The sequence below is a fragment of the Kothea flammea genome (assembly GCF_052161645.1).
GTDB lineage: Bacteria > Planctomycetota > Planctomycetia > Pirellulales > Pirellulaceae > Laterigemmans.
In genome coordinates this window covers 6,802,196-6,820,942 of sequence record NZ_CP197414.1, presented here as the reverse complement: position 1 = coordinate 6,820,942, position 18,747 = coordinate 6,802,196, and the positions used below count along the sequence as shown (strand labels likewise).

The following is an 18,747-nucleotide window of genomic DNA, read 5'->3' as shown; positions in this document are numbered from 1 at the left end:
CTGTTTTTAGTCCGCGAATAGGTTCCGCGTGAGCTAACATTTCGTGGCTGCACTGAACCCTGGGAGTGGTGCTTTACCCCTCCCGGAAAAACCCCTCTGACGCGTGATCAAAAGCATAATTGATGCCGGAACTGTCTCCCTCGATCCGCCCATCACCATGCCGTGATTCCAGCTTGGAGTTATTACTCGAGCAAGTTGACTCACTGATTAGCGAATCGTCTGAGCGCAGCGCGTTGTCTGAGTCGTTGCTGAGTCTGCGGCGCGAGTTAGTGGATGAAGCTGGCTATCAAGCCGCCGCGAGAGTATATCGCGACACAACCGTCGGGATCGCAACTCTCGATTTGGCGGGGACAATTCTGGATGCCAATCCAGCCTTTTGTGCCAACGGTTTTTTTGACTTAAAGGCTGGCGACGATCTAACAGGTAGGCCCTTCTGGCAATCCGTTAATTTGGAAACAGACGAATTGGCTGACGTCGTAAATCAGGTTGCCGACGGTGAACCTTGGTCTGGTAAAGCCACTATCGGAGCGGAAGCATCGCAGCAACGATCTTTTTGGCTTTCACTTACTCCTTCTTATGATATTGAGCAACAGACGCTGCAAATCGACGCGGTGCTCGCCGACATCAGTGATTTGGAGTCAACGCAATCGCAACTTCGACAGCAGGCCCTGTTTGATAATTTAACAGGCCTTCCCAATCGGCGTTATTTTTCAGATGAGCTCGAAAGGGTGCTCAAGCTGGCGAAACGTAAACATTTCAACGTCTCCGTTTGCTTTCTTGATCTTGACGACTTTAAAAACGTCAATGATTCAACCGGTCATGCGACGGGCGATCGCCTGCTGCAAACGGTTGGCAAACGGATCGCGGAAACGGTGGGAGATCGAGGATTTGTATCGCGATTCGGTGGTGATGAATTTGCCCTGATTCTGACCGGCGAGGGCAAACGCGATTCGGCCAGTTTGTCAGGTGGGGAAAGCGGCTCTGGATGCGGTCAGCAAGCTCTCTCGATACTGGTGGTCGACGAGCTATTGCAAGCTTTTCGCGAACCCTTTCGGTTGTTGGAGGCGGAGGTTGTCATTGGGCTGAGCATCGGAATTACTTGTTTTCCCGAGCATGGGGAAACTAGCGAATTGCTGATGTGCAATGCCGACACGGCGATGTACGTTGCCAAAGAAGCGGGGAAAAATCAGCGACGGGTATTCTCACCGCAGATGCAAGACCGCGTGATGAATCGTCACAGCATTCGCTCGAAGCTGCGGCAAGCGATTCTTGAACGCGAGATTACGTTATATTTCCAGCCCAAGGCGTGCGCGAGCAGCGGCGCAATTGTGGGCTGTGAAGCTTTGGCGCGCTGGCGAACTCCCGAAGGAAACTTTATTCCACCGAGTGACTTCGTTCCGATCGCCGAACAAACGGGCTTGATCGTGCCGCTGGGTGAATTGGTGCTGAGGCTCGCCGCCGAGAAGGCTTGCGAATGGCATGCGGCGGGAACTCAGCCTTCGATAGCTGTTAATGTCTCTCCCCGTCAGCTTCGCCACCCCCGTTTTGTGGAAACGTTGAAGGCGACCTTGGCTGAGACCGGAGCGCAACCTGAGTGGTTCGAGCTGGAGATTACCGAGTATGCCATGATGGAGGATGTCGATCAGGCAATTTGTTTGATCAGCCAACTCGATCAACTGGGCTTCCGCATTGCGATTGATGACTTTGGAACGGGCTATTCTTCGCTCAGCTATTTGAAGAACTTCCGAATTCACACCTTAAAGGTTGACTTGTCGTTTACCCGAGATGTCACGCATGACCCTCAATCGGAAGCCATCGTTCGCTCCATTGTCTCTTTGGGAACTGGCCTGGGTCTGACAACGGTGGCTGAGGGGGTGGAAACGGCCGAACAAGCGGATCTGCTCCAGAAAATCGGCTGTACCGTGCTGCAGGGCTATTGGATTGGTAAACCCATGCCGGGAGACGATTATCCAGTATGGCTCGCCCAACGTGCCGCTGCCACCCAGCCTGCGGAGACTTCAGGCACTCTTGTCGCTGATCTCGCAATGCTCGGTTAGACTCTTTTTACGACCGATGAATAAGTAATAGGGTGCACGAATCCAGGGCAGGTAAGGTAACTTCCCTTTCCGCTCGTGGAATTGTTCGACCTTAAAACGACGATGCAAAAGCGCAATATGGTCCCCACTGAGAAAGACATTGTCGGCGGCGAACCAATGTGTCCAGAAAGCGCGTCGAAGCCAACCGTGCTGGTGATGGCCGTCCTCGGCAAACTTTCGGGAGACATAGAAATCAGTAACTGCAATGATGCCACCAGGCTTGAGTATCCGCTCCGCCGCAGCGATCGCTTCAAACCAATCAGGAATCATTGTCAAGGAGTACGAAAACGTCACGACATCAACGCTTTCAAGTGGTGCTTGGAACTGCGTAGCATCCGCTAGGTGTAGATGAGCAACTTTAATGTCAGCGTCGGCAACACGTTTTGCAGCAACCTCAAGTAGCGAGGGAGAGAGGTCGACCAGATGAATTGCATGCATCAAATGAGCGATTGGGCCGGCCAACAAAACATTCTCACCTGTGCCAGATCCAAGGTCGACCCAAACACCATGTTCCGGAAAATCGATGTTCGCGATCAACTCCTCGCGACCGTGAAGCATATTCTGCCGAAACGAATCATAGTCTTTAGCTTGACCGCCGTAAAAGGACTCCAAACGTTCGGCATGTGTCTTACCACGAATCGAATGCAGCAGCAGATGCCTCAATACTCGAATGTCACTGCGCCACGAAGTCTTCCCGATGTCTCCGCTCACGCTGCCACCCCGCCGATGTCAGCGACATAAAAACTCCCATAGGTGTTGACGCGATCCCTAGCATGTAATTCTGCAGCCAGTTCGGGATGGTAATGCAACAGTTCACCAACGGTGACTTGTCGTCCGTTGGCACGAATGGAAAGCGAATCGACGAAGTCTACGCGCAGGGCCGCGCTCCGCCACAAGACTCGTGAGTTGGGCGCCGCACGATCGACGATACTTTGCCACTCGTCAGCTAAGGATTGCGGGTGTCTTTCGTACAGCCAATCCATGTGATCGAGCAAAACAAATCGAGAAACAGTCGCGTCGTGTTGCGCTAAAAATGATTGTACCGTCGCTGTGTGTGTCGAAACACGATCGACCATCCCGGATTTTAAGTTCTGAAAACCTTGCTCGGTAAGGTATTCGGGACAGCAGGTGCGGCTATATTTTCCCGTCAGATAAACTCGCCAGAAATAATTGTCTTTTAAGGGCATCTTGCGAAATACTGTCTCGATTCGATCTTGAATGAACCGTCCGATACCTCCTGCGTATCCGTTTTCAATCTGCTGACGCTGGCTGCGAGGGACACCCAACATCGCCATCGTCGTGTCGCGTCGCAATGCCCATTGCATCGGCTTTGAAAACAACAGCCGTGACACGTCTCTCGATTCAAAAATGTACGATTGCTCCTCCGTGGTCTCAGCGGAAAGTATCTCTTTGACAGCTTCCCGCAAACCCCGCGGGCGATTAAGGTAGCCGTTGATCATCCACGCGAAGAAGCCCGAAGTGCCGCGAAAGTAAAAGCTCTTGCGCCGAGCTGATCCATCAAAGAAATTAATCCGCCGATCCCAAACGGCTCGGTATTCCGAAGACAGCTCTGGACGTACCCGGCGATGATAGAGTTCTCTCCACTGTGGATGAAATCCCTCGCCAAAGATCTGAAAGAAGTCATCATGCTCCAAGGTCCGGATTGCTGATTTTTTTAATTCCAGCAAGGCGTTCTGCAGTAAATTCATGTCAACCGCAAAGACTTCGCGGGGACCCCCCAGCGCGTAATCTAAAGCGTTGCATCCGGCCGATGTAATCACCAGTACCGAGTCGTTGGAATTAAGCTCAAGAGCTTGGCGATCAAGTCGTGGATCCTCCCAACAAGTGTTGTAGACCAAGTTCTTAGTATGGACTGCGTGAAAAAATTTTTGGCTGATCCAATCTTTTAGCATCACACGAATCTTTCGAATGCAGGCGAAGGGAAAGGGTATTCTTATGATGGTTGCCGAAAACTAGATCTAAGCAACTCCGCATAAGTCATGAAACAAAACGGAATCAGCCGGAACACGCTAGCGTCCGGTTCCTCGGAACCGTGAGCTAGTGCTCAGCGGCTGATATAACCGAAAGTTACCAAGCAAGGATCAGGTTTTACGTCAAGAAGGCGAGCGACACGATCTTCGCAGCGTTCGGTTAGGCGGATAGCTTGCGACGAGTCGTAACGACAGACGAGTTCGAGGCCACCGTCGCGATGCTCGATCAAGCCGGTGCAATTCTCAACCCAATCCCCAGTGTTGCAATAAACAATGTCACCCGTCTGTTTAATGCCGGGTGAGTGGATGTGACCGCAGATGACTCCGTGACAGTTCTGCGATCGGGCATGGTTTATGATCTTCTCTTCGTAGCCGCTAATGAACTTAACCCCGCGTTTGACACTTCCCTTGACGACGGCGCACGCTCCATAGGGATTGCGATTCTCGCTGAGAAATCGGCTTTGCAACCAACGATTCAGACTGAGGCAGGTGTCGTATAGGAATGAACCGATCTGGGAGAGCCACTGGGCTTTATTCTCGACAAAATCAAATAGGTCCCCATGGGTCACTAAGAATTTCCAGCCGTGCAGCGTTTCATAAACAAATTCATCTGCGATCGTTGCCTGGGGAAATCCTCCCGGGAGTAAGCCACGTCGCGATTCCTGTCGCAAGAAAGCATCGTGGTTGCCAGGCGTGTAGTGCAGTTGTGTTCCCTGTTCGACTAGCTGGTTCAAATGTGCAACGATCCGATCACAGCTCTCCGGCCAATGCCAACCTGTCTTTACCTTCCATGCGTCGAAAAAGTCGCCGACCAGATACAAATTATCAGGGCGATAGCGTTGCAAAAATGCGAGGAATTCCTCGCTGCGTGCGTGTTTCCCGCCTAGGTGGACGTCGCTGACGAGCAAAGTTCTAATCGGCACCGCTGCGATCCCGCTCATGACGCCTATTCCTTGCGATCGGGGAGCTATAATTTGTTGAATGCCCTTATAAGGTTGTTTGATAACAGCTGAGTGTTTAATTCGTGTTAACGCATCAAGCAGTTAAGTGGAAGAATTCGTTGGTTTTTTGCGAGTGCAACTCGCCTAATCACGCGGCAGAGCGTCAGCAAGTCGCAATGTGCGGGTTTGAAAGGAAGTATTGAATGCTGGATTTGGGCAATCTTTTTGCGATCTGGATTTGGCCCCAGCGGGTTCGTGCTAGGGGAACTGTGGCCTGCGCGCTGCTCGCCTATTTGTTCTTGCCCCACAGCGTGCTGCTGGCTCAAGCATTGACAGGGCCCGAGGGCGGTAGCGCCGCCACGTGGCTAGCAACGCTGCCTGCCGACGCGCGGGGAACAATCCTCTGGTCAGCCGATTATGAAACGGGCAACTTGGATCAGTGGTCGATTCCCACCAGTCAATCGCCCGGCGGTGGTGTGTTGAACACTGACGACGAGAACGTCGCGGCGAGGGGCACTTCACAAGTCGTGCACTCGGGACGGTTCGCTGGCGAGGCAACCATTCGCAACGCGATCCGCGCGGCCAATGGCAACAAAGCGGTGCGGTTGATGCGGTGGGCTACCGGCGCGTACGATCGGGGCGGAGTGGAGTTGCCACTGGCCGCTTACTATGGCACTTGGATGTATCTGCCAGAGGCTTATGATCCGGCCAAGCAGGCTCCTTGGGATCCCGGCGACGGCGGTTGGTGGAATGTCTTTCAATTCAAATCGCACGACGCGAATGACCAAAGCCAGTCGACCTGGAGCATGAATATCGAAAAGGATCCACAAACTCGACAGTTGTTCTTTTATCTCTACAGCCCGATTAATCAGCAAAAAAGTTGGGAACCGCACAACCGGGTGCCGATTCCGGTAGGGCGTTGGTTTCACATTGAAGCATTTGTCAAGGTCAACGCTGGGGATCGGGGGCGTATTGAGGTCTGGCTGAATGGCGAATCGATCATCCGGGCGGAAAACGTGCGAACCAGCGTAAATCCTCAAGAAGAAAACATCGTTTGGGGCATTGGTAATTACACTGATCACATCGCGGGGGGGAAAGAAGTCGGTACCGCCACCGTCTATTTCGACGACAGCACGATCTCCACTCGCCCGCTCGCTCCCTTGGTTCGCAGCAAAGCACTGCGGGGCGGCCCGGGAAATTAAATGGCTTTCGTCCGCTGGCGACTGGCCTCCTGTTTTGCACATTAAGACATACTGGTTTGAAAGTACGCCATGAAGTTCGATGAGATTTATGCCATGGTGGGGCATGTGCCCTTCACCGCGAAGGACCACGGGAAATACCTCTACGACCTTATCTTGGAACAGCAAATGACCGATGTCCTCGAACTGGGCATCGCGCATGGAACGGCCACCTGTTACATCGCTGCCGCGTTACAAGAATTGGGGCGAGGATGCGTCACGGCAGTCGACTTGATTGACGTTAATTTTGCTCCCACCGCCGAAGATCAATTAAAGAAGACCGGCTTGGACGGCTACGCCAAAGTCGTCAGAATGAAGTCAGGTTACACCTGGTTCTTGCACGATGAAATTGCCAAGAACACCAAGCACGATAAATGTGCCGAGGTTTATGATCTCTGCATCATCGACGGACCAAAGAATTGGACGATCGACGGCGCGGCTTTCTTCTTTGCCGATAAACTGCTTCGCAAAGATGGCTGGATGATTTTCGACGACTACGAGTGGACGTACGCATCGGTAGATCGTGAGAGTGATGCTACCGACGGCATTTCCCACCACAGTCTCTCTGAAGACGAAATGAAGACTCCGCAGATCAGCGAGGTGTTTCGCTTGCTGGTGAAACAGCATCCTCACTACGGAACACTGAAAGTGCTGAATGAGTCCTGGGGTCTCGCTCAAAAGACGATGAGTTCCGACAAAAACTACACCATTGCGTTCGAGCGGACGACGCGAGATCTGCTCGCCAAGGTGATGACTGGCGTCTATCGAAAACTGCGAAGTTAGGAACGGTGGCTAGCGCCAAAACCGTTAGCCGGTCGCCGCGGTTTTCGTTAGCCGCAATGGCGCTAGCCGCGGTTCTCGCCTTGCACCGAACTATTCGCGCCCAACAAAACGGTGGCTAGCGCCAAAACCGCTAACCGCTAACCGCTAGCACCAAAACCGCAGACGACTCGCTGGCGGTCTGTTTGATCAATCCGTTAACTCAACGCGTGCGATTTCGGTTAAAAGCCCGACCGGTTCATTCAGGCCCAGCACGAAATTTTTTCAGCAATGACGCGTTCGAAATCTGATTTGCCCAGCAAAATTTGCCCTGTTTGTCGCCGTCCCTTCGCGTGGCGAAAGAAGTGGGCCCGCTGCTGGAATGAAGTCAAATACTGCAGCCAACGCTGTCGGCGGCAAGGCGGGCATGGCGATCCGGCTCGAAAACCAGCTTGTGGCAACACGGGAGGGGAGGCATGAATAAGCCTCCCATCAGGCTGGTGTGGTTGAAACGCGACCTGCGGTTGAGTGACCATCGACCGCTGTGGGAAGCTAGTCAACTTGGCTCCACCGTGGCGATCTATGTGTTCGAGCCTTCGCTGTGGAGCACACCCGAGATGGATCGCTCGCATTTTGATTTTATTATCGCCTCGCTTGCCGAACTCTCAGGCCGCCTCCGCGAGATCGGTGGCCGTTTGGCAGTGCGGGTTGGTGAGTTCCCGGAGGTCTTGGAACGTATCCATGATGAGTTTGCGATCGCGGGGCTTTTTGCTCACGAGGAGACTGGCAACGCAGTGACTTATCAGCGTGATCGGCGGGTGGGCAAGTGGTGTCGGGAACGACTGGTTCCTTGGATGGAATTCCCACAGAGCGGAGTCGTTCGCCGTTTGCCCAATCGTGATGGCTGGGCCAAGTTGTGGCAGCAGCGGATGTCGCAACCAATCGTCCCCACTCCAACAAGGATGGTCGTTCCGGAAGGTTTCGATTGGGGCACCCTGCCGTCGCCCGCTCAATTGGGACTTGGTGCAACCGATAAAACTGAGCTGCAAGTCGGTGGGCAAACGGCTGCCGAGGAGACGCTGGCGGATTTCTTAAAAACTCGGGGAGTGAATTACCGCAAAGGGATGTCGAGCCCGGTGTCGGCGTTTCGCGAATGTAGCCGTCTGAGTCCCTATTTGGCCTGGGGATGTATTTCGATGAAGACGGTGCATCAGCGTCTGGTGCAGCGACAGCAGGAAGTGCGGCAAGCACCGGCGGGGACCTTTGACCGACGTTGGCAACAATCATTGAAGTCGTATGCTTCACGATTAGCTTGGCATTGTCATTTTATGCAAAAGCTGGAAGATGAGCCGGAATTGGAATTTCGTAACTTCAATCGCGCATATGATGGGTTGCGAGAGGATGCGTTTAATGAGGAATATTTTGCAGCTTGGCAAGCCGGTTCGACTGGATATCCGATGATCGATGCCTGCATGAGAGCCTTGCATCAGCACAGTTGGATTAACTTTCGCATGCGGGCGATGTTGCTCTCGTTTGCCGCTAATCATCTTTGGCTACATTGGCGTCAGCCGGCAGTTTACTTAGCCAAACATTTCTTGGACTTTGAACCGGGAATCCATTTTTCACAGTGTCAGATGCAATCCGGCACGGCGGGCATCAACACGGTCCGCATCTATTCGCCTGCCAAGCAGGTTGCGGATCACGATCCACACGGCATATTTATTCGTCGGTATGTCCCCGAATTGCAACATGTGCCGGATGAATATCTGCCCGAACCGCAGCGAATGCCGCTAGATGTGCAACGACGCGTGGGCTGTCTGCTGGGCAGCGATTATCCTCGGCCGATCGTGGATCACCGCACCGCGTATCGAGTCGCCAAACAACGGATTTTCGCTGTTCGTCAATCTCAAGCTGCGATTGAAGAGTCCCAGCGGGTTTACCAGAAACATGGCTCGCGGAAAAAGCGGGATCCGCTACCGAAAAAACGCCAACCGCCGAAAAAATCAAGCAAAGCGGTCAGCGACCAGAACCAACTTTGGCTGTTCGACTCTGAAGACGCGCAAGGCGGATCAGCGGAGACTGGATGACCAGAAGGCAGTTAACGCCGCGTCAAGCATGATTAGGCTTTGCGGAGCGTGATTAAGGCGAGTTCCGGTGGGCAGTTGATTCGCATTAAGTGCACGCCGCTGAGTCCGCGACTGACGTGCATCGTCGTTTGCGGTAGAAAAAAAGTGCCCGAGGCATAGCGACTGCCATAGTAGCTCGGTGACAAGACGGGGCCGATCCAGGGCAGGCGGCCTTGGCCACCATGTGTGTGTCCGGCCAACATCAGACCCACGTTGTGACGGCGTGCCCAGTCGATTTGGTCGGGGGAATGGCTGAGCAACAGGCGGTATTTGCTGACGTCATTCGCTTGCTCTAAAGTCAGCTCGGGGGGAGGAAACCAGGGGGACTCATTGCCCATTAATTCGATGGCCACTCCCCCGTGCTGGATGTCTTGCCGCTGGCCTCCGAGATCGGTCCAACCAATCGCCTGCATTCGGCGGCGAACTTCTCCCGGATCGGCGATGCGCAAGTCATGGTTGCCCAGCACAAAATAGCAACCATGTTTGGCCCCCGCGGTGGAAAAACAGGCCGGCAGCCAATCTAAGCAATGATGTTTGTCGATTACGTCGCCTGTGAGCGCGATCATGTCGGGTTGCCAGGCGACCGCGTGGTCGAGGCAATATCGATAAAATTGCGGCGAGACATGCCCGGTCAAATGCACGTCAGAAAAGTGCGCCAACTTAAAACCATCCAAACCATTCGGCAGACCAATCACGGGCAATTGTTTTTCTTCCACAGCCAACTGAAAGACTTGGTTCATTGGCAACCGCGACATGACGCGACACTTTGTTGTGATCGCCAGCGGTGTGGCGCTGGCCGCTTGCACGTCGTAAAGTTTGACTTCGCTGGGCGTTGTGAAAGCGTCACGATTGAGGGCGGGGCGTGACATCAACCAATTGGGACCGCAGGCGATCACATATCCCAAACAGAGCAGACCATATAAAAACAATGGCACAGGAATTTCGCTGGCCACCACGTTCCCTTGATAGATTGAGAGCAAGGTGGGGCTGGCCCAGACAGCAACTGCGATGGGAATGATCAAACAGGTCAACTCGAAGAAATATTTAATCACCTTGATCACCCTCCGCGGCAGCCCGGTGGCGTTGATCCGGTTATAGATCCATAAATGTAGCGCAAAGTGACCGAGAATTACGAAACCGGTAAGCAGCCACCAAAAAAACAATGCCATGAATATTCTCTTCCGTCTCGTTTGCCGCAAAGATTGCGAGTCAACTAGTGGCGATACCTTTGGGAGTGCCAAAAGCGGATAGGCGGGCTGGTGTGGAGTGTGATAGTTGCGTCCAATCTATGTCGTCAAAGTCAAAAATCGCGATCGCCGCCGTGGGAAAGTCAAAGTGTTCTCCGGCCAGCTGGTTGGCCAACATCTGCAAGCCTGGATTGTGAGCCACGATCATCACACGCGACAATCCCAGCGTATCTGTCTGCAAGGTGCGGAGGATGGTTTCCGGCGCGGCCAAGTAAAGTGACTCCAAGGGGTGCACCGGTGGTTGGCTCGGCCAGCTTGTCATTAATAAGTCCAGCGTTTGGCTGACACGCACCGCGGTCGATGCCAAAATCAACTCGGGTAACTCGGTTTGCTGCAGCAACCAAGTTGCCATTCGGGGCGCGTCGCGTCGTCCGCGATCATTCAGCGTGCGATCATGATCGGTTGCCGCGGCATCGTTCCAGTCGCTTTTAGCGTGCCGCATTAAAATAAGTTGTCCCACGAAAATATCATGCCTTTCTCATTCACGGAATGAATGCTGCGCGTGTAAAGCTCAAACCATCCGGCACCTCGCGGAGAACCGAGGCTCGCAAATTGGGCCCCAGCCGGGATGGAGAGTACCGCGAATCGGGGATACTGGAAAGGTTCCCCACCGCGAGCCCGGTGATATTATGGCGTCGTGCGGTGCGACATTCGACTGGCCGGTCGATTGAAGTCAGTCAGCCCAAGCGGATATTGGACGTGAAACTGCCCCGTTAGTCGCCTGTTAATGGCCATGAAAATTGCTTTCGGCGATTTGTGCCAGCCGTGATGGAGCGGTATGCTGAGGGCGTTGGCCTTACTCGTCTGTTCCACCTGCTCCGTCGCACCCCATGCAAACTCGTCGGTTTCTGACCTGCCCGGGCAGCCTGCTGTGTTGTGTCTTGTTCTGCTTCTTACTCGGGCCGGCTACGTGGCAAAGTGCGAAGGCCACCAGTTGGGTGGCACAAGAAGATTCTGAACCGGATTCCAAACCCGATTCCGCAGCGGCAGAAACACCAGCGGCAGAGACATCCGCGGACGAGACATCGGTGACAGGCTCCGACGATGGGGACATTACCGTGTTGACCGCTGGCAGCCCGATGGGAGTGCGATCATATACGCCGGGCCGCTGGGGATTGGTCCGCGTGGTGGCGCGCAACTCGGGTGATGAAGCCGACACGGTTGGCGTTCGCGTCTCGGTGCGTGATACGCCCGAGTTGCGTTACAGCCGAGAAATTTGGGTACCAGCAAAATCGGTGCGCACCTCTTGGCTGCCAATCTACCTGCCAGATCGTAAAGAGCTCGGCGGCCAGGATAACGCCGGTTTGGCTCAGCAAACCCCGCCCGCTGGAACCTTGCCCGCTGGAATCGCGTCGGCTGGAGCGGCGGGACATTCTCCCGGAGCGGCGGGACACGCTGCCGCCGGGGCGCAAGTGGCCGCACAACCGCAATTCGCGGCGGGGACCGACGAAGGTCGAGTGGCGGCTGATATTACGCGAGAAATCGTTGGCGAGGTGCTCAACGACGGTAAGTCACTGGGGACTGGGGACGCGTTTTTAACAAAACAGACTCCCCGCGGGGCAATGGCTTATATTGACAACAACGTCAGCCCCCAAATGCGGGCAAATGAAAAATATTTGCCTTATGAAGCGATTCTTGCGCTTCGCCAATCGCGGGGTCTCAACCGCACCTTGAACATGATCAATGAGCGGTTGTTGCCGCCGACCGTGGAAGGCTGGGATGCGCTAAAGTATGTCGTGATCGTGGGTGACCGCCTCAATCGTGATTCAGCCGCAATTCGCTCTTTGCGACAATGGTTGTCCGAAGGGGGACGCATCTGGGTGCAACTGAATACCGTCGATGAGATGATGCTGCGGCAGTTGCTCGGTGGCGCTTATCAAGTTGAAGAGATTGATCGAGTCGAGTTGACCGAGTTTGCGATCAAGCTGACCGGTTTTGCGGTCGCGAGCGAGCCGTTTCGGCGCGAGTTGGAGCAACCCGTGGAGTTGATTCGCTTGATGGTGGATAACGCTCAAGTCTTGTTTGAAATTGATGGCTGGCCAGCGGCGTTCGTGATTCCCTTTGGTGAAGGCGAAGTGATTGTCACGACGCTCAGCGCCGACGGCTGGATTCGTCCCCACGACGCCAACGATCCACCTTTTTCGGACCCACGAAATTACACCGACTTTATGGCCACCGAACCGCTCCGCGATTTGGCGGCGCGCTTTCTGAGGCCCCCGGCGGCTCCGCAAATTGCCCCCGAGCTGCAAGCCGTTTACGTCACCGACCGAATCGGTTATGAGATTCCCTCCCGCGGTTATGTGTTGGCGATCCTGTTAGGGTTTTGCGCAGCGATTGCCCTCACTGGGACTTTGCTCAGCACCTTGGGACGACTGGAGCATCTTTCCTGGGTCACCGTGACGCTCGGGTTGTTGGCGACGGTGATCATCGTGGCAGCTGGTTGGTCCAGTCGCCAAGCAGTTCCTCCAACGGCATCTTCGCAGCAGATCGTGCGGATCATTCCTGAAACGGGTGAATACACCTCTGCAGGCACCGTCGCGCTTTATCAACCTGACGAAACGATCGCCGACTTGCGTTCCACAATCGGCACCCGAATCGATCCCGACCTCCCCAAGCTGCGAGGGAAAATTCGAGACATTCAGTGGAGCGATGCGGATCGTTGGCGATGGACCGACACCGAACTGCCACCCGGGGTCCAACTGGTGCAAACTCGCCACGGTGGTAGTTTGCCATATCCCCTGCAAGCCACCGCCAGACTAACGCCCGACGGCCTCAGCGGTTTGCTCGGTGGCGGAAATCTCGCCGCCAGTGGGAATGCTCAAGCGGACAACGACAACGCAGATAGTAACACCGCGGCCAGTAACACCGCGGCCAAAAAACCTTGGGATTTTAGCGACGGTTTGATCTTGTTTCCCAACGCTCCCCCGCTGGCCGCCAACCTCCAATCGGACGGCAGTTTCACCGCGGCGGTTGATGATATGTTGGCCGACGGTCAGTTTTTCAGCGATGGATTATTGAGCGATGAGCAGCGCCGGCGGATGGAAATTTTGCAAGCTTGGATTACTCAGTATCAAGCAACTCCGGGACAAGAACCTTTATTAGTCGCCTGGTCGGAAGGCTTGGCCAAAGCCATTCAGTGGCCGGCGTCGCTGGAGCAGACGGGGGCTGCATTGGTGGCGATTCCGCTCGAGCTGGAACCGACGCCGGTGGGCGAATCGGTCAGCATTCCCGCCACGCTAGTTCGCGCCCGCGCTCTGCTCAGCGAGTTTGGTCAATCAACCGTCTTTAACAATCAAACGCAAAGTTGGGTCTATCCGAACTCGCAGTCGACCGTCTCGCGGATTCGCTACCAAGTACCAACCACCGCTTTGCCAATGGAGCTACAGCGAGTGGGTTTGACAATTGATTGCAACATGCCCTCGCGGGTACTCGCGCTGTATTGCGTGGTTGATGGTCAACGGACCAAGTTGCTGGAGCGAACCAATCCCTCGGGCAAATTGAAGTTTGATTTGTCGGTCGCCGATGGTTTAGCGATCGACGCTGAAGGGGGCATCACCTTGGATTACGAAGTGGGTGAATTAACGACCGAAGTTGAGCAAGTAACGATGGCCAATAGTGGCTGGACAATCCGTTCAGCTCGTCTTGATATTTATGGAACGACCACGGCGGTCGCGGGAGAAGTCGATCATGAGTAGCACTGAGACTGTCGTTGAAATCAACAACCTAGGAAAACGCTACGGCGAATTCGTGGCGCTCGACGGCCTCAGCCTCACGGTTGACCGGGGACAGATCCTGGGCTTCATCGGGCCGAATGGCGCGGGCAAAACGACCACCATTAAAATTTTGGTGGGCCTAGCCAAGCCAACCTCTGGAGTTGCCAAGATCGCCGGCCATGATTGCGCCCGCGAGTCCGATAAGATCAAACACCTGGTGGGCTATATGCCCGACGGCTTCGGTTCTTATGACAACATGCGAGTCCGCGAGTATTTGGACTTTTTTGGTGCCGCCTTTGGCATCCCCCGGGCAAAGCGAATCAAGCGGATCGGTGAAGTCCTGGAGATTACTAACAGCACCTACATGCAAGACCGCTATGTGGAGAGTCTCAGCCACGGGATGCAGCAGCGGGTCGGCATCGCGCGAACTCTGCTGCATGATCCCGAAGTGTTGATCTTTGACGAACCGGCCAACGGCTTGGATCCGCAAGCTCGGATTGAAATGCGGGAGTTGTTGTTGCAATTGGCAGCGAGTGGAAAAACATTGATCGTGACCAGCCACATTTTGCCCGAGTTGGCCCGCATCTGTGATCGCGTGGCGATTGTTACGCAAGGAAAATTGCGAGCCAACGGTTCGCTCGAGCAGATCATGCGCGACTTGAGTCAGCGGCGAACGATCGAAGTGCAACTGCCAACCGACGCGGCGGTCAAAGTGGCGGGGGACGCGTTGGTCGGCTTGCTGCATGAAGGTGAAACCATGACGACGTCAGTTGCCGAGGCAACGTTGCGGTTTGAAACCACGCGTAACGACGACGAGTTAAGTGACACGCTCAGCGGTCTGATTACGGCCGGGGTGCGGGTCTCCCAATTCCGTGAATTGCAGTCCGATTTGGAAGATGCTTTCCTCTCGGTGATTCGCCAAGATGCCGCAGCGGCACAAGCCGCGCCGGTGGCCAGCAGTTAAGTGGCCAGCAGATAAGTGGCCAGGGTGTTTGTTTGCTTAGACTTTCGCGGAGCGAAAGGCGATTTTAAATTACCTCGTTTCTTGCTTCGGATTATTTTGTGTTTGCAATTCTCAAGCGTGAATGGGTTTCCATTCTGCGAACCCGCAAGGCGCTCGCGGTACAGTTGGTTGTCGCTTTGCTTTTTACCGGTTTGATCTTGTTGCGTTGGCCGAGTGAGGCGAGGGTCGATCTATCGGGTGAAAACGCTCAACATGTGTTCCGGTTGTTTGCTTATGGCCTGCTGGCGGCGACCGTGTTGTTAACACCGATTTTTCCAGCCACCTCGCTGGTCCACGAACGTCGTCGCGGCACACTAGCGCTGTTGCTCAATTCACCTTTGAAATCGCATTCGATTTATGCGGGCAAATTGGTGGGGGTGGTGGCGTTCGCCATTTTGCTGATGGCGATTACTTTGCCCTCGGCGGCGGCCTGTTACGCGATGGGAGGAATTTCGCTGACCGGTCAGTTGTTGACTTTATATGGTTTGTTGTTGGTGGTGGCGATTCAGTATGCCACGCTGGGGTTGTTGGTCAGCAGCCTGGCAGCCTCGGCCGACTCGGCGGTGCGGGTGACTTATGGTTGCGTGCTGGCGTTGGCCGTGTTGACTTTGGCACCCTACTTTTTCTTTCAGCAAGCGGGAGATTTGATTGCCGATCTTTCCAGTTGGGTGCGAGCGCTTTCGCCGATCCCAGCGATGATGGAGATTGTCGGCCAAGGGGACATTGGTTCCAGCCAGGCGGCCGTCGGTCTCAGCGTCGTGGCGCGATACCTTATCTTGGCTGTGGTCACGATTGCAGCCTTTATGGGCATTACGATCTCACGACTGCAATATCATTTGTTAGATCGAGCACGCAGCCAAGGTCGGATCACCGATGATTCGGGTGTCGGTGTGCGAACCGCTCGGCGAGTCTTCTTTTTGATCGATCCCAATCGCCGCAGCCGGGCAATTTCCAATTGGGTAAATCCGATCATGGTCAAGGAGTTTCGCACCCGCAGATTCGGACGTTCGCATTGGATGCTGCGGCTGATCGGTGGTTGCGCGGTGCTCTCGTTGTTTTTGGCTTTTTCCGTAACGACTGGCGCCATCCAGTGGGAATTGGAAGTTGTCGGTGGGCCGCTGGTGTTATTGCAAGTCGCGTTGATTGTGATTTTCATGCCCAGTTTGGCAGCCGGTTTAATCAGCGGCGAGATCGAGAATGGTGCCTGGCCGCTGCTGCGAGCGACACCGCTGAGCGGCGGAGCGATCGTGCGGGGCAAAATCATGAGCGTGCTGTGGACCTTATGTTTAATGTTGTTGGCCACTTTGCCTGGCTATGCGGTGATGATTTACATCCAGCCGACGCTGTGGCTGCAGGTAGTTCGCGCGCTCGTTTGCTTATTGATCGCCGGCTTGTTGGCGATGATGTTGAGCGCGACAGTCGGCTGTATGTTTCGCCGCACTGCAGCGGCCACAACGGCTGCCTACATCGCCGTCTTAGGATTGTTCGGTGGTACCTTGTTGATTTGGCTCGCGCGTGATGCTCCCTTCGGGTTTGCAACGGTGGAAAACGCCTTGAGGCTGAACCCGATGGCGGCCGCGCTCAGCGTGTTTAACGTACCCGGTTTTCAAGCCTATGACTTGGTTCCACTCTCGTGGTGGCTAGCTGGAATTATGACCCTGTTGTTGTTTGCCATGGCCAGCTTCCGCGTGCAAGCACTGACCCGTCCCGAATAAAATGCCCTTTTTCTATAATAGGTTTTCAATGTCAGCGAGACGAAGCTTGGGATGCCCGCTGCTGGGGGTTTTTTGCAGCTTGGTGCTGTTGGCGAGTATCGCCCGCGGAGATGCCGCGTACCTGCCCGACCCAATGGTCAGCTGGATACACATGGAAGACCCTGAAATTATCATGGCCGAGACAGAGTTGACTTGGCCACTGGAATTTCAACAGCTATGGGTCACCGCGTTGAGCAGTCCCGAAACCGACTTGCGGCGGGAAGTCGCCGATTCGGTGCGGCAGGCTCACGCGATGGGGATGGAGCCGATACCGGAGCTGATCAATGGCTTGGCCGATTTGCTGAAGAACCCCCAAGAACAGGAGCGGACGCGAGTGGCTGCCGCAGCCACCTTGGCGGAATTGGATGCCAAGGAATATGCCGAGCTGTTGTTCGAGCAAGCTCGGCTCGGCCCGCAAATGCTGACTCTGACCGTCGAACCGGCGTTGGCTCGCTGGGATTATCAACCGATTCGCGAAGTGTGGTTGCAGCGAGTGGCATCGGGAAAAGCAAACCACGCCTTGCTGAAGATGGCCATCGAAATGTTGGGCGAGATCGGCGAACCAAGAGCAGTGCCGGCGCTCCGCGCACTGGCGTTGCCAGGCAGCCGACCAGTCACCCTGCGGCTGGCGGCAGCGCGATCGCTGGCACGTTGCGCTCAAGACAGTGGTCAAGTGCTGGAGTGGTCAGCCAACTTGCTCGGTGCGGACAGTGGTGATGCGGCCAGTGGTGATGCTGTCAGCGAATTACGCGTTGACCGGATCGTGGGAGCCGCTCTGCTGTCGGAGCAAGACACTCCCGCAGCGATTGACCTACTGGAACGCTATGCGCTGTGTTCCGAGGGAACGGCGGCTGGCTTGGCGATCGAACGTTTATTGGAAGTCGCCCCAGCACGGGTGGTCGCGAACGCTTCGCAACTGCTGCAAAATTCTGACAGCCGCGTGCGTCTGCTGACCGTGCGTGGTTTATCAACAGCCCCCTCTCCGCTGGCTGTTGATCAACTGCAGCCGATCCTCAGTGACCCCATCAACTCGGTTCGCGTGGCGGCTCGCGAGGTGCTGTTGGCTTATGCGGAAGACCCGCAGTTGACCGCGCAAGTTATCGAAAATGCTGGCGAAGTGTTGGCTGCTGACGACTGGCGAGGGTTGGAACAGGCGATACTGATGCTCACCAAGTTGGAAGTTCGCGACGCGGTCGATCGTTACTTTGAACTGCTGGACCACCCACGAGCGGCAGTGCAGATCACAGCTGCCTGGAGTCTCAAAACCCTGGCAATCGAAGCTTGGATGCCCCGCATGAATCAAGCTATGGAGAAAATGGGGCGGGATCTGGATAGTGCTTGGGACCCCGATCGCACGCAGACCTTTACGCATCTGGTAGAAGCGATGGGGATGATGCGTCACAAGCCGGCAGAAGCCTTTCTGGTGGAATTGATTCCCAAGGGGGTGCCCTATTTACCGCTTTGCCGCACCGCGGCCGTGTGGTCCATTGGATTTTTGCAGGAAGGTGCGATTGATCCTGGGATCCGCGATCAACTCGAGGGTAGGCTCGCCGATGCGAATTCCACGCCGCCGGAGTCGAATGAGGTGCGTGCCTTTTCCGCAGTGGCACTTGGCCGGATGAAATCGAATGAATCGCTCGAAATGCTGGCTAGATGGCAGCGAGTCGAGGGGAGTAGCAACTTTGTCGGCCGCCGCTGTGCCTGGGCGGTTCGCGAGATCAACGGGACTCCCATCCCACCCTTGGAACAGAAGTCGCGGACCGTCGCTGGTTGGTTCTTGCAGCCCCTGGATGAGTGATTTTGAACAGAATGGCTACTGGGGGTGGTGGGCGAATTTCGCCAATTGACTATCCTGGATGGACGACGTTACCTAAGCGAA

General features: G+C 55.0%; 14 protein-coding genes. 9 read left to right on the top strand and 5 right to left on the bottom strand.

The window, feature by feature from the left end; all coding sequences use genetic code 11:
• Positions 1-122: 122 nt before the first annotated feature.
• Positions 123-2,057, top strand: a complete 1,935-nt coding sequence (locus SH139x_RS25440) for a putative bifunctional diguanylate cyclase/phosphodiesterase (RefSeq protein ID WP_488352550.1) — start codon at positions 123-125, stop codon at positions 2,055-2,057.
• On the opposite strand, the gene SH139x_RS25435 is transcribed toward SH139x_RS25440, so the two are convergent.
• The 3 genes from SH139x_RS25435 to SH139x_RS25425 form a co-directional block, all read right to left on the bottom strand.
• Complete coding sequence (locus tag SH139x_RS25435; protein WP_488352549.1) at positions 2,019-2,807, bottom strand: class I SAM-dependent methyltransferase; 789 nt, start codon at positions 2,805-2,807, stop codon at positions 2,019-2,021. The two genes, SH139x_RS25440 and SH139x_RS25435, sit on opposite strands and share 39 nt — an antisense overlap.
• On the bottom strand, positions 2,804-4,009 hold the full coding sequence (locus SH139x_RS25430; RefSeq protein WP_488352548.1) for a BtaA family protein: 1,206 nt from the start codon (positions 4,007-4,009) through the stop codon (positions 2,804-2,806). Before SH139x_RS25430 ends, SH139x_RS25435 begins: the two co-directional genes overlap by 4 nt.
• A gap of 152 nt (positions 4,010-4,161) precedes the next feature.
• On the bottom strand, positions 4,162-5,028 hold the full coding sequence (locus tag SH139x_RS25425; RefSeq protein ID WP_488352547.1) for a UDP-2,3-diacylglucosamine diphosphatase: 867 nt from the start codon (positions 5,026-5,028) through the stop codon (positions 4,162-4,164).
• Between the two features lie 203 nt (positions 5,029-5,231).
• On the opposite strand from SH139x_RS25425, the gene SH139x_RS25420 reads away from it, so the two are divergent.
• From SH139x_RS25420 to SH139x_RS25405, 4 genes are all read left to right on the top strand, one after another.
• A complete protein-coding gene (locus tag SH139x_RS25420; protein WP_488352546.1) occupies positions 5,232-6,230 on the top strand; it encodes a heparin lyase I family protein in 999 nt (332 codons plus the stop codon).
• Positions 6,231-6,299: 69 nt separating this feature from the next.
• Positions 6,300-7,049, top strand: a complete 750-nt coding sequence (locus SH139x_RS25415) for a class I SAM-dependent methyltransferase (protein WP_488352545.1) — start codon at positions 6,300-6,302, stop codon at positions 7,047-7,049.
• Between the two features lie 267 nt (positions 7,050-7,316).
• Positions 7,317-7,505: a DUF2256 domain-containing protein gene (locus tag SH139x_RS25410; RefSeq protein WP_488352544.1), complete on the top strand. Its 189-nt coding sequence runs from the start codon at positions 7,317-7,319 to the stop codon at positions 7,503-7,505.
• Positions 7,502-9,112 carry an FAD-binding domain-containing protein gene (locus SH139x_RS25405; protein ID WP_488352543.1) on the top strand — a complete coding sequence of 537 codons (1,611 nt, stop codon included), beginning with the start codon at positions 7,502-7,504 and terminating at the stop codon, positions 9,110-9,112. The genes SH139x_RS25410 and SH139x_RS25405 overlap by 4 nt, the downstream gene beginning before the upstream one ends.
• 32 nt (positions 9,113-9,144) lie before the next feature.
• Here the strand turns inward: SH139x_RS25405 and SH139x_RS25400 are convergent, their stop codons facing one another.
• Together SH139x_RS25400 and SH139x_RS25395 are read right to left on the bottom strand one after the other, a co-directional pair.
• A complete protein-coding gene (locus tag SH139x_RS25400; RefSeq protein ID WP_488352542.1) occupies positions 9,145-10,320 on the bottom strand; it encodes a metallophosphoesterase in 1,176 nt (391 codons plus the stop codon).
• Positions 10,321-10,360: 40 nt separating this feature from the next.
• Positions 10,361-10,840, bottom strand: coding sequence for a SixA phosphatase family protein (locus SH139x_RS25395; RefSeq protein ID WP_488352541.1), 480 nt, complete (start codon positions 10,838-10,840; stop codon positions 10,361-10,363).
• A gap of 586 nt (positions 10,841-11,426) precedes the next feature.
• Between SH139x_RS25395 and SH139x_RS25390 the strand changes: the two genes are divergently transcribed.
• From SH139x_RS25390 to SH139x_RS25375, 4 genes are all read left to right on the top strand, one after another.
• Positions 11,427-14,093: a hypothetical protein gene (locus tag SH139x_RS25390; RefSeq protein WP_488352540.1), complete on the top strand. Its 2,667-nt coding sequence runs from the start codon at positions 11,427-11,429 to the stop codon at positions 14,091-14,093.
• Positions 14,086-15,075, top strand: coding sequence for an ABC transporter ATP-binding protein (locus SH139x_RS25385; protein WP_488352539.1), 990 nt, complete (start codon positions 14,086-14,088; stop codon positions 15,073-15,075). Before SH139x_RS25390 ends, SH139x_RS25385 begins: the two co-directional genes overlap by 8 nt.
• Positions 15,076-15,173: 98 nt before the next feature.
• The gene (locus SH139x_RS25380) at positions 15,174-16,829 is read left to right on the top strand and encodes an ABC transporter permease (protein ID WP_488352538.1); all 1,656 of its coding nucleotides are present in this window, start codon (positions 15,174-15,176) and stop codon (positions 16,827-16,829) included.
• A gap of 28 nt (positions 16,830-16,857) precedes the next feature.
• Positions 16,858-18,666 (top strand): HEAT repeat domain-containing protein, encoded by a 1,809-nt coding sequence (locus SH139x_RS25375; protein WP_488352537.1) that lies wholly within the window; start codon positions 16,858-16,860, stop codon positions 18,664-18,666.
• Positions 18,667-18,747 lie beyond the last annotated feature (81 nt).